The organism is Saccharopolyspora sp. NPDC002578 (genome assembly GCF_053592695.1).
Genome location: NZ_JBSFWJ010000117.1, coordinates 1 through 11818, shown reverse-complemented (window position 1 = coordinate 11818; position 11818 = coordinate 1). Strand labels below are relative to the sequence as shown.

The following is an 11818-nucleotide window of genomic DNA, read 5'->3' as shown; positions in this document are numbered from 1 at the left end:
CGGTCTCTCGCTGCGGGATCTTTTTCCCGAGTGGCTCCGCCACGAGGGAAAAAGCTGTCCTCGCGAGAGACCGACTGAGAACCCGCGGGTAGGCCACTTTGTGACGTGGGCTATGTGCTTCGCACATACAGGCACGGCTTCGCCGCTGACAAGATTTTGGACGTGAGGATCGGTCCTCGGCCGGTTCGGCGGGCGCCGCGGGCTCAGGGCTCGCGGCGCTCGTGTGCGTGCGGTCACCGCCGGTCGGGTTCGGAGTTGGTGGCCGGGGGCGCTCGGGGTAGGTTCTCGCGCTTGTGACCAGGAAGGCGTGCGCGCGGCCCGCTCGGAGGACGCGATGCGGATGACCGCGCGGGACCAGGTGCGGACCGCGTGGACGGCGCTGCGGCGCACCGACCGCTCCCGCACGCGGCACCCCGCTCGGCTGGTCGTGGCCGGATTCGGCGGCGTGATGCTGCTCGGCACCGTCCTGCTGATGCTGCCGGTGGCAGGCGAGAGCGGTGCGGCGACCTCGTGGAACCTGGCGCTGTTCACCGCCACCTCGGCGGTGTGCGTGACCGGGCTGGTCGTCGTCGACACCCACGCGCACTGGTCGGCGTTCGGCGAAGGCGTCGTGCTCGGCCTCATCCAGGTCGGCGGGTTCGGCATCATGACCCTGGCCTCGCTGCTGGGACTGCTGGTCACCCGCCGGCTGGGCCTGCGGATGCAGCGCAGCGCGCAGGCCGAGACCAAGAGCTTCGGGCTCGGCGAGGTGCGCAGGGTCCTCGTCGGCGTGGTGGTGCTGAGCCTCGTCGTCGAAGCGCTCACCGCCCTGGCGCTGACCGCGAGATTCGCCGCGCACTACGGCGAGCCGCTGGGGCGCGCGCTCTACCTGGGCGTGTTCCACGCCGTGTCCGCGTTCAACAACGCGGGGTTCGCGCTGTTCTCGGACAGCCTGATGCGCTACGCGACGGACCCGTGGGTGTGCCTGCCGATCGTGGCGGCGTTCGTGCTCGGCGGACTCGGATTCCCAGTGCTGTTCGAAATCCTGCGCCACGCGCGCGGCCGGGCGCGGCGCTGGACGCTGCACACCCGCATCACCCTCAGCACGTACGGCGCGCTCGCCGTGCTCGGCACGATCGCGGTCACCGCCATCGAATGGGACAACCCGGGCACGCTCGGCCGGTTCGGGTTCGGCGGCAAGCTGCTCGCCGGGTTCTTCCAAGGCATGTCGCCGCGCACCGCGGGGTTCAACAGCGTCGACACCGGCGAACTGCACGGGGCCACGCTGCTGATCACCAACGTGCTCATGTTCATCGGCGGCGGCAGCGCGGGCACCGCGGGCGGGATCAAGGTGACCACCTTCGCGCTGCTGGCGTTCGTGATGCTCGCCGAGATCCGCGGTGAGCCGAACGTGCACATCGCCGACCGCAAGCTCCCGCGCGAGGTGCACCGGCAGGCGCTGACGGTGGTCCTGGGCGGCGTCGGCCTGATCTTCACCGCCACCCTCGCGCTGCTGGTGCTCACCCCGTTCTCCCTGGACGCGGTCCTGTTCGAGTCGGTCTCCGCGTTCGGCACCGGGCTCTCGACCGGCATCACCGATGAGCTGCCGGTCGCAGGGCAGCTCATCCTGGTCGTGGTGATGTTCACCGGCCGCGTCGGGCCCGTCACCCTCGCTTCCGCGCTCGCGCTGCGCGAGCGGCTGCGCCGCTACGACCTCCCGGAGGAACGACCCATTGTCGGCTAGGAAACCCCGCCCCAACGCCTCGCGCGTAGTCGTCATCGGCCTCGGCCGGTTCGGCGGCTCGCTGGCGATGGAACTCATCGAACGCGGCACCGACGTGCTGGCGCTGGACAACCGCCCCGACGTCGTGCAGCGGTACTCCGACTCGGTCACGCACGCCGCCGTCGCCGACAGCACCGACCCGGAGGTGCTGCGCCAGCTCGACGTGCCCGAGTTCGACCGCGCCGTCGTGGCCATCGGGGACGACCTGGAGGCCAGCATCCTGACGACCTCGCTGCTGGCGGAGTTCGAGGTCGGCCACATCTGGGCGAAGGCCGTCAGCCGCCAGCACGGGCGCATCCTCGAACGGGTCGGCGCGCACCACGTGGTGCTGCCCGAGCACGACATGGGCGAGCGGGTCGCGCACCTGGTCACCGGCCGGATGCTGGACTACATCGAGTTCGAGGACGACTACGCGATGGTCAAGACGCGGGCGCCCGCGATGGCCGCCGGGCACGCGCTGGGGGAGAGCAGGCTGCGCAGCAAGTACGGGGTCACCGTCGTCGCGATCAAGCGCCCCGGCGAGGACTTCACCTACGCCACCCAGGACACGCGGCTGCACGAGGGCGACATCCTCATCGTGTCCGGTCGCTCCCGCGACGTGGAGCGCTTCGCCGACCTCACCTGACCCCCAGCCCCCGAGAGGCCACCACTGCAATTTCGCGAGGAATTGACTACCCCCGGCGTGTCGGACACCCCTGTGGATAACTGTTTATGCTGGTCAAAGAGGGTGTGACGGTTTCGGGGTGCGGGGTTTCTCCCGTACGGGTGATTCAATTTCTCGCGAAATCGCGGAAATCGTCCACAACGTGACATTGCGGGGCCGGGCACTGATGATCTCGGTCCGCCAACGATGGGCCGATCGTGTTGTTCCGAGGGCCGGCGCTCGGCACAGTAGCGGGCACGCGGCGATCGGAGGCACACGATGGTGGGAGCAAGGCCCGTTCGGATCACGCTCGCGGCGGTGACCTCGTGCGCGCTGATCACGCCGATGGCCCAAGCGCAGCCGCAGCCGCCGAAGAGCGCCGAAGCCGTCGGCTACGGGGGCGCGGTCTCCAGCGTCGACCCGGACGCCACCCGCGCGGGCATCGAGGTGCTGCGCCGCGGCGGAACGGCCGCCGACGCCGCCGTCGCGGTCGCCGCTGCGCTCGGCGTCACCGAGCCCTACTCCGCGGGAGTCGGGGGCGGCGGCTACTTCGTGCACTACGACGCCGAAACCGGCGAGGTCTCCACCATCGACGGGCGGGAGACCGCCCCGGCCGCCGCGCACCCGGAGATGTTCCTGGAGGACGGCGAGCCCATCCCCGGCGCGGAGGCGATCACCAGCGGGCTCGGCGTCGGAGTCCCCGGCACCCCCGCGACCTGGCAGGAGGCGCTGCGCAAGTGGGGGCGCCAGGACCTCGGCGAGGTGCTGCGCCCCGCCGAACGGCTGGCCCGCGACGGGTTCGTCGTCGACGACACCTTCCGCGAGCAGACCGCCGACAACCAGGAGCGCTTCGCCGCGTTCCCCGCCACCCGCGACCTGTTCCTGCCCGGCGGGCAGCCCCCGGCCACGGGAACCGTGTTCCGCAACCCCGACCTCGCCGAGACCTACCGGACCTTCGCGGACGAGGGGCTCGACCCGCTGTACCGGGGTGAGATCGGCGCGGACGTCGTCGAGGCCGTGCGCAACCCGCCGGTCGACCCGGCCGCAGGCCGCACCGTGCGCCCCGGCGGCATGACCGAGGCCGACCTGCGCGACTACCGCACGGCCGAGCCCGATCCCACGCACGTCGAGTACCGGGGCCTGGACGTGTACGGGATGGCGCCGTCGTCCTCCGGCGGCACCACCGTCGGCGAAGCGCTCAACATCCTGGAGGGCACCGACCTCGGCGACCTGGACCAGGCGCAGTACCTGCACCGGTTCCTGGAGGCGAGCAAGATCGGCTTCGCCGACCGCAACCGCTGGGTCGGCGACCCCGCGTTCGGCGACGTGCCCACCGAGGAGCTCACCGGCCAGGAGTTCGCCGACTCCCGCGCCTGCCTGATCACGCCGGACGCGGTGCTGCCCACCCCGGTCGCGGCGGGCGACCCGCGCCACCCCGCGCCGTGCGCGCCGCAGGCGCCCGCGCGCGGCGGCGAGCCCTACGAGGGGCCGAACACCACGCACCTCACCGTCGCCGACGCCGACGGTGACGTCGTGTCCTACACGCTGACGATCGAGCAGACCGGCGGCAGCGGCATCACCGTGCCAGGCCGCGGATTCCTGCTCAACAACGAGCTCACCGACTTCTCGTTCGAACCCACCACTCCCGGCGAGCCCGACCCGAACCTGCCCGGCCCCGGAAAGCGGCCGCGCAGCTCGATCAGCCCGACGATCGTGCTCCAGGACGGGCGACCGCTGCTCGCGGCGGGCAGCCCCGGCGGAGCCACGATCATCACCACCGTGCTCCAGGTGCTCACCGGCAGGCTGGACCGCGGACAGCCCCTCGTGGACGCCATCGCGGAACCCCGCGCTTCGCAGCGCAACTCCGCGGCCACCGAGGCCGAACCGGGATTCCTCGCGCGACCCGAGGCCGACAAGCTGCGCGCACTGGGCCACGAGTTCACCCCGAGCGAGGAGATCGGCGCCGCCACGGGCGTGGAACGGCTCCCCGACGGCCGCTGGATCGCCGCAGCCGAGAAGCACCGCCGCGGCGGCGGCTCAGCAGCAGTGGTCGCCCCGGCGCCCTGACACCAGCAGCCCCAGTGGTTCCAGGGCGCCCGTGTCCCGTCAGCGGCGAAGCCGCTGAGCAGCGACCCAGCACGCAGATCGACCACCCGCGGGTTCTCAGTGGATTCCTCGCGAGGACGGCTTTTTTCCTCGTGGCGGAGCCACTTGGAAAAAAGATCCCGCAGCGAGGAAGCCACTGAGGTTCCGCCACCGCACCCACCAGGAAGGGCTCCACGGCCCCCAGCGCACGACGACTAGACTCGGCAGGTCAGTTCGTCGAGCCCGACCTGGGAGCCCCGCGTGACCGTCCAGCCCGTCCGACTCTTCGGCGATCCCGTCCTGCGGACGCGCGCCGACGAGGTCGTGGACTTCGACAAGGAACTGCACACCCTGGTCCGCGACCTGTGGGACACGATGCACGAGCAGGGCGGTGCCGGGCTGGCCGCGCCGCAGCTGGGCGTGGGGCTGCGCGTGTTCACCTACCGCTGCGACGGGTTCGAAGGCCACCTGATCAACCCGGGCTGGGAGGTCGTCGGCGAGCAGATGCAGGACGGCCCCGAGGGCTGCCTGTCCATCCCCGGCATGACCTGGGACTGCCTGCGCCACCAGCACGTCGTGGCGCGCGGCTGGAACATGCACGGCGACCCCGTCGAGGTCGAGGGCACCGACCTGCTGGCGCGGTGCATCCAGCACGAGACCGACCACTTGGACGGCGTGCTGTTCGTGGACCGGCTCGACGCCGAGACCCGCAAGTCCGCGCTGCGCGAGATCCGCCACGCCGACTGGTTCGACGGCCAGGTCCCCGTGGTGAAGGAAAGCCCGCACCCGTTGTTCGGGAAGCGCTGATCATGCGGCTCGTCTTCGCCGGGACCCCGGCGCCCGCCGTGCCTTCGTTGCAGGCCCTCATCGACTCCGAGCGCCACGAGGTCGCGGCCGTGATCACCCGGCCGGACGCGCGCGCCGGACGCGGCCGCAAGGTGCTGCGCTCACCGGTCGGCGAGCTCGCCGACGAGCACGGCATCGAGGTCCTCACGCCGCCGCGCGCCACGGACCCGGACTTCCTGGCACGGCTGGAGGAAATCGCCCCGGACTGCTGCCCGGTGGTGGCCTACGGGGCGCTGCTGCGGCAGCGGGCGCTCGACGTTCCCCGGCACGGCTGGGTCAACCTGCACTTCTCGCTGCTGCCCGCGTGGCGCGGCGCGGCGCCGGTGCAGTCCGCGATCCGGCACGGCGACGAGATCACCGGCGCGTCCACGTTCCACCTGGTGCCGGAGCTCGACGCCGGACCGGTCTACGGCGTGGTCACCGAGGACGTGCGCGACACCGACACCTCGGGCGACCTGCTGGACCGGCTGGCGATCTCCGGTGCGAAGCTGCTGGCCGCGACGCTCGACGGCATCGAGGACGGCACGGTGCGGGCGCAACCGCAGCCCGCCGAGGGCGTCAGCTACGCGCCGAAGGTCACCTCGGAGGACGCGAAGGCGGACTTCGCCGCGCCCGCGCTCGCCGTGGACCGGCTGATCCGTTCGGTGACGCCGGATCCCGGCTCGTGGGCGTGGTTCCGGGACGAGCGGTTCAAGCTCGGGCCGGTGACGCGCACCGAGGAGACCGGCCTCGCTCCCGGCGAGATCAGCGTGCAGCGCCGCCGGGTGCTCGTCGGCACCGCGACCGAAGCGGTCGCGCTGGGCGAAGTGCAGGCGCAGGGCAAGAAACGCATGGCGGCCACGGACTGGGCGCGCGGAACCCGCATCGAGCAAGGAGAACGTCTGCAGTGAACGACCACCGTCCCCGCCGCCCGTCCCGGCCCCGCGGCAGCCGCCCGCCGCAGCGCGGCAAGACCCCCGCCCGGCCGCCCGAGCAGGACCCGGCGCGGATGGCGGCGCTGGAAACGCTGCGCGCGGTCCGCGAGCGCGACGCCTACGCGAACCTGACGCTGCCGGGCCTGCTGCGCAAGCGCAAGCTCGACGGCAGGGACGCGGGGCTGGCCACCGAGCTCGCCTACGGCACCTGCCGCGCCACCGGTCTGCTCGACGCGGTCATCGCGGACTGCAGCGGCCGTGACGTGTCCGAAGTGGACCCGGTGACGCTGGACGTGCTGCGAATGGGCGTCTACCAGTTGCTGCGCACCAGGATTCCGGACCACGCCGCCGTGGCGTCCACAGTGGACATCGTGCGCGGCGAGGCGGGGTCGAAGCTCGCCGGGTTCGCCAACGCCGTCATGCGCCGCGCCAGCGAGCGCGACGAGCAGGAGTGGATCGACCGGCTCGCGCCCGCCCGCGACACCGACCCCGTCGGCCACCTCGCGCTGCGCCACGCGCACCCGCGCTGGGTGGCGCAGGCGTTCGCCGACGCGCTCGGCGACACCGGCGACGGCCTCGCCGCCGCGCTCGCCGCCGACGACGCCCGGCCCGCCGTGCACCTCGCCGCCCGGCCCGGCGAGATCAGCAACGAGGAGCTCGCCGCCATCACCGGCGGTGACGAAGCGCCGTACTCGCCCTACGGCGTGCACCTGGAGGCGGGCGCCGGCGACCCCGGCGACCTGGAACCGGTGCGCGAAGGCTTCGCCGCCGTGCAGGACGAGGGCAGCCAGCTCGCCGCCCTCGCCGTCACCAAGCCCGAGGTGACCGGCTCCGACACCCGCTGGCTCGACCTGTGCGCGGGCCCCGGCGGCAAGGCCGGGCTGCTCGGCGCGCTGATCACCCTCGACGGCGGCACGCTCGACGCGGTCGAGCAGTCCGAGCACCGCGCGGAGCTCATCCGCAAGGTCACCCGCGACCTCGCCGTCACCGTGCACGTCGCCGACGGGCGCGAATCCGGCCTCGAACCCGGCTACGACCGGGTGCTCGTCGACGCGCCGTGCACCGGGCTCGGCGCGCTGCGGCGCCGTCCGGAGGCCCGCTGGCGGCGGCAGCCCTCGGACGTGGCGGAACTGGCGAAGTTGCAGCGCTCGCTGCTGCTGTCGGCCGTGGGGCTCGCCCGCTCCGGTGGTGTCGTGGCCTACGTCGTGTGCTCGCCGCACCTGTCGGAGACCGACGGCGTCATCTCCGACGTGGTGCGCCGCAGCGGTGCGGAACTGCTCGACGCGCGCGAGGCGTTCCCCGGCGTCCCCGACCTCGGCGACGGCCCCACCGTCCAGCTCTGGCCGCACCTGCACGGCACGGACGCGATGTTCTGCGCCCTGCTCCGAGTCCCCTGACCCGAGGACGATTCCCCGCTCCGTGGACGACTCCCGCAATTTCTCGCGAAATTGAACACCCCGGGTGACGTGTGACCCCCACCCCGGCGGCCCTCCACCCCGGAACGTGATCACGTCCACGGTCGTGGGCGCGTTCGCCCTGGTGCCCTCCGATTTCTCGCGGCGGGTGAAAATCCGAAGCAGGGGTCGCGCACGGAGCGTCACTTCGGGTTGGGTCGGTGTCGTCGGGATCAGGGTTGGGGCGGGAGTTCGGTGACCTCTCGCGCCGGGGTGAGGTCGGAGGGGGAGCGGACGTGGTGGAGCGGGAGCACCGGCGGTGGCTGGAGGTCGCCGCGGCGGAGGCGCGGGCGGGTGCCGCCGAAGGCGGCATCCCTATCGGGGCCGCGCTCATCGGAGCGGACGGCTCCGTGCTCGGGCGGGGGCGGAACCGGCGGGTCCAGGACGACGACCCGTCGGTGCACGCGGAGACCGCCGCGTTCCGCGCCGCGGGCAGGCAGCGCGGTTACGCGGACACCACGATGGTCACCACCCTGTCGCCCTGCTGGTACTGCAGCGGACTCGTGCGGCAGTTCGGCATCGGCACCGTCGTGATCGGCGAGGCCCGCAACTTCCACGGCGGGCACGACTGGCTCGCCGAGCACGGCGTGCGGATCGTGCTGCTCGACGACCCCGAGTGCGCCCGGTCGATGGCGGAGTTCATCGCCCAGCACCCGCGCCTGTGGCACGAGGACATCGGCGAACAGGACTGACCCTCACGCCGCCCGGCGGTACGCCGTGGGGCGCAGGTGCGGCGGCGCCTGGTCGGCGGCGAGCTCCGGAGCCGAACCGTCGCCCGCCGAGCCCGAGCCGCCGTCGTGACCCGCGTCCGCCGGGGCCGGGCCGCCACCGCCGCGCCGGTGCACCGCGAACAACAGGCCCAGGCCGACCAGCAGCAGGGCGTGCGAAGCGACGCGTTCCACGGTCGCGGCGCCGACGACCAGGTCGTGCACCGAGAAACCGGCGAGCGCGGCCACGAACGCGCTCAGCACCGGCAGCACGCCGGCGGCGGTGCGGTCCCGCCACGACGCCCACAGCAGCCCGACGCCCAGCGCGAGGTTCCACGCGGTGCTCTCGTTGAACAGGTGCTCGGTCATGCCGCCGTGCCCCGCGTGCCCGTGCAGCCCGACGAGTCCCACCATCTGGGCCAGCGCGAGCAGGATCTGAACGGTGGCGGTGAGCGCCAGCGCACCGCGCAGCACGCCGCGCACCCGGTCCCGGCGCGGCACCCGCGCCAGCACCGCGCCCGCGAGGTCCGGAGTGGGTGCGACCAGCCGAACCCGCAGGTGGCGCGTCAGCTCGCCCGCCTCCGCCTGGAACGCCCGGCAGGCCGCGCACGTCTCCAGGTGGGCGTCGACCTCGGCTTCGGGGAACTCCGGCGGCTCCCCGTCCAGCACGGCCGACACCGAGTTCCGGCAACTTTCACAGTTCACGGTCAGATTGTCGGCCGAGCAGGGGGAGGAGTTCCCGGCGGGGTTTCGACTACTCTCAGGCCCCGTGACGCACTCGGAGGCCGAAGACACTCGTGTGACCGAGCTCGCGCTGGCCGCCGGGAAAGGTGATCGACGCGCCCTGGAGGAGTTCGTCCGGGCCACCCAGCGCGACGTGTGGCGGTTCCTCGCCCACCTCGCCGGAGTGCCCGCCGCCGACGACCTGGCCCAGGAGACGTACCTGCGCGCGGTGCGGGCGGTGCGCACGTTCCGCGGCACCGCCACCGCGCGGACCTGGCTGCTGTCCATCGCGCGCCGCGTCGTCGTCGACCAGATCCGCTCCGAACGCGCCCGGCCGCGCACCGTCGCCGCCGACTGGGTGCGAGCCGCGGAGAGCGGTGGCCGCGCGGGCCGCGGCTTCGAAGAGCTCGTCGAGGTGAACGTGCTGCTCGACGCGCTCACCCCGGATCGGCGGGAAGCCCTCGTGCTCACCCAGGTCCTCGGCCTGTCCTACCAGGAGGCCGCGGAGGTCAGCGGCTGCGAGCTGGGCACGGTCCGCTCCCGCGTGGCCCGCGCTCGGGAGGACCTCCTCGCCCGCAGCCGCGGCCAGGACACCGGCACCGGCTGAGATGCGCCCGGCGCCGCACACCGAGCGAGAGGGAAGAACATGGCTGGTACTCCGGTAGAGGTGCACCGCACCGGCGAGCACGCCTTCACGGCCACCAACGGCCGCGGTGGCGAGGTGGCGATCGGCCGCGACGGCGCCCCCGGCTCGTTCACGCCGGGCGAGCTGCTGCTGGCGGCGATCGCCGGGTGCTCCGCGGTCACCAGCGAGAACCTCCTGGTGCGCCGCGCCGGGCAGGACGCCGACATCGCGGTGCACGCCGACCGGGACAAGACGGCCGAGGACCCGAACAAGTTCTCCGAGGTGACGGTGCGGTTCGACGTGGATCTCGGCGGCGTCGACGGGGCCGATCGGGCGAAGCTGCTCGACGCGGTGGAACGCGCCATCGAGCGGTACTGCACCGTGAGCCGCTCCGTCGCGGAGAGCACCCCGATCACCCTCGAACTGCCCCGCTGATCCCGATCACCGCTCGATCCGGGCGGATGCGGACGAGACTGTCGCAAATCTCCTGATACCGGCGTCGTATTGTGCTGTGCGCGCGAACGCGCGCACAGCGAGGAGGCGTCGAGTGGATCAGGCGGGCGGAACCGGGCCGGACGGCTCACCGAGCGGTGGCGGGCTGCGGCGCGACCTCAGCGGCCGTCAGGTCGGCATGATCGCGATCGGCGGAGCGATCGGCACCGGGCTGTTCCTCGGCTCCGGGCTCGCCATCAACATCGCGGGACCAGCCGTGATCATCGCCTACGCGGTGGCCGCGTTCGCCGCGCTCGCGCTGGCCTACGCGCTCGCCGAGATGGTCGTGGTGCACCCGGACGCAGGCGGCTTCGGGCCCATCGCGCAGCGCTACCTCGGCGGGCTCGCCGGGTTCGTGCAGCGCTGGATCTACTGGGCCGCGCAGGTCGTCAACATCGGCAGCGAGGTCGTCGCCGCCGGGCTCTACGTGCAGTTCTGGTACCCGCAGCTGCCGCTGTGGCTGCCCGTCGTCGTGTTCTCCGTGGTGATGCTGGCGATCAACGCCTCGGCGGTGAAGTACTTCGGCGAGTTCGAGTACTGGTTCGCGCTGATCAAGGTCGTCACGATCGTCGTGTTCGTGCTGCTGGGCATCACCTACATCGTGTTCGGCCTGCCCGGCCGCCCCGCCACGGGCGTGGGCGCGCTGACCGAGCACGACGGGTTCCTGCCCAACGGCATCGGCGCGGTGTGGCTGGCGCTGACCGTGGTCACCTTCTCCTACCTCGGCACCGAGGCCGTCGCCGTCACCGCCTCCGAATCCCGGAACCCGCGCCGCGACGTGCCGCGCGCCGCGCGGAACATGGTGCTGCGCCTGGGCTTGTTCTACGTGCTCGGCATGCTGGTGGTCGTCTCGATCCTGCCGTGGAACCAGGTCTCCACCGAGGAGGACGTGACGGAGAGCCCGTTCGTGGCCCTGTTCGCCACCGCGGGAATCCCGGCCGCCGCAGGGATCATGAACTTCGTCGTGCTCACGGCCGCGCTGTCGGCGATGAACACGAACCTCTACGTCACCGCGCGGATGACGTACTCGCTGGCCGTCGACGGCTACGCGCCGAAGTGGTTCGCGGGGCTGAGCCCCAACGGGGCGCCCCGCCGGGCGCTGCTGCTGTCGGCCGGTGGGCTGGTGCTGGCGGCGGGCATCTCGGTGTTCGCGGAGTCCACGGCGTTCCCGCTGCTGCTCGGCTTGGCGCTGTTCGGCGCGCTGATCACCTGGTTGATCATCTTCGCGAGCCACCTCGCGTTCCGGCGCCACCGCGCCGCGCACGACCTGCCCGCCTCGCCGGTGCGGTTGCCGGGGGCGCCGGTGACGACGCTGCTGGCGATGCTGTTCGTGGCGGCCGTGCTGCTCACGACCCCGTTCACCGAGCAGTTCAACACCGCGTGGAAGGCCGGTGTGCCGTTCCTGCTGGTGCTGTGCCTGGCCTACTACCTGCTGCGCCGCCGCGCCGCCGGCTAGTCCTTTCAGAATGACCTGCGTAGTGGGTCGTTCAGCGGAACCTCAGCGGTTTCCTCGCTGCGGGATCTTTTTCCCGAGTGGCTCCGCCACGAGGGAAAAAGCTGTCGATCG

At 72.5% G+C, this 11818-nt stretch carries 11 protein-coding genes; 10 read left to right on the top strand and 1 reads right to left on the bottom strand.

Annotated elements, in window-relative coordinates:
* The first annotated feature begins 340 nt into the window (after positions 1-340).
* From ACWD38_RS29100 to ACWD38_RS29070, 7 genes are all read left to right on the top strand, one after another.
* A complete protein-coding gene (locus tag ACWD38_RS29100; RefSeq protein ID WP_184478187.1) occupies positions 341-1723 on the top strand; it encodes a TrkH family potassium uptake protein in 1383 nt (460 codons plus the stop codon).
* Positions 1713-2387 (top strand): potassium channel family protein, encoded by a 675-nt coding sequence (locus tag ACWD38_RS29095; protein ID WP_281398299.1) that lies wholly within the window; start codon positions 1713-1715, stop codon positions 2385-2387. Before ACWD38_RS29100 ends, ACWD38_RS29095 begins: the two co-directional genes overlap by 11 nt.
* A gap of 297 nt (positions 2388-2684) precedes the next feature.
* Entirely contained in the window at positions 2685-4472 is a 1788-nt protein-coding gene (gene ggt, locus ACWD38_RS29090) for a gamma-glutamyltransferase (RefSeq protein WP_450125342.1), read from the top strand.
* 279 nt (positions 4473-4751) lie between these two features.
* Positions 4752-5297: a peptide deformylase gene (gene def, locus ACWD38_RS29085; RefSeq protein ID WP_184478190.1), complete on the top strand. Its 546-nt coding sequence runs from the start codon at positions 4752-4754 to the stop codon at positions 5295-5297.
* A gap of 2 nt (positions 5298-5299) precedes the next feature.
* Positions 5300-6226, top strand: a complete 927-nt coding sequence (fmt, locus tag ACWD38_RS29080; RefSeq protein ID WP_450125341.1) for a methionyl-tRNA formyltransferase — start codon at positions 5300-5302, stop codon at positions 6224-6226.
* A complete protein-coding gene (locus tag ACWD38_RS29075; RefSeq protein ID WP_184478192.1) occupies positions 6223-7647 on the top strand; it encodes a transcription antitermination factor NusB in 1425 nt (474 codons plus the stop codon). The genes fmt and ACWD38_RS29075 overlap by 4 nt, the downstream gene beginning before the upstream one ends.
* A 296-nt stretch (positions 7648-7943) precedes the next feature.
* Positions 7944-8396 carry a nucleoside deaminase gene (locus ACWD38_RS29070; RefSeq protein WP_425503599.1) on the top strand — a complete coding sequence of 151 codons (453 nt, stop codon included), beginning with the start codon at positions 7944-7946 and terminating at the stop codon, positions 8394-8396.
* Between the two features lie 3 nt (positions 8397-8399).
* Here ACWD38_RS29070 and ACWD38_RS29065 read toward each other — a convergent pair whose 3' ends face one another.
* Positions 8400-9116 (bottom strand): zf-HC2 domain-containing protein, encoded by a 717-nt coding sequence (locus ACWD38_RS29065; protein WP_184478194.1) that lies wholly within the window; start codon positions 9114-9116, stop codon positions 8400-8402.
* Positions 9117-9180: 64 nt separating this feature from the next.
* Between ACWD38_RS29065 and ACWD38_RS29060 the strand changes: the two genes are divergently transcribed.
* From ACWD38_RS29060 to ACWD38_RS29050, 3 genes are all read left to right on the top strand, one after another.
* Positions 9181-9741: a sigma-70 family RNA polymerase sigma factor gene (locus ACWD38_RS29060; RefSeq protein WP_184478195.1), complete on the top strand. Its 561-nt coding sequence runs from the start codon at positions 9181-9183 to the stop codon at positions 9739-9741.
* Positions 9742-9780: 39 nt separating this feature from the next.
* A complete protein-coding gene (locus ACWD38_RS29055) occupies positions 9781-10194 on the top strand; it encodes an OsmC family protein (RefSeq protein WP_184478196.1) in 414 nt (137 codons plus the stop codon).
* Positions 10195-10306: 112 nt separating this feature from the next.
* Positions 10307-11707 carry an amino acid permease gene (locus ACWD38_RS29050; RefSeq protein WP_343071298.1) on the top strand — a complete coding sequence of 467 codons (1401 nt, stop codon included), beginning with the start codon at positions 10307-10309 and terminating at the stop codon, positions 11705-11707.
* The last annotated feature ends 111 nt before the right edge of the window (positions 11708-11818 follow it).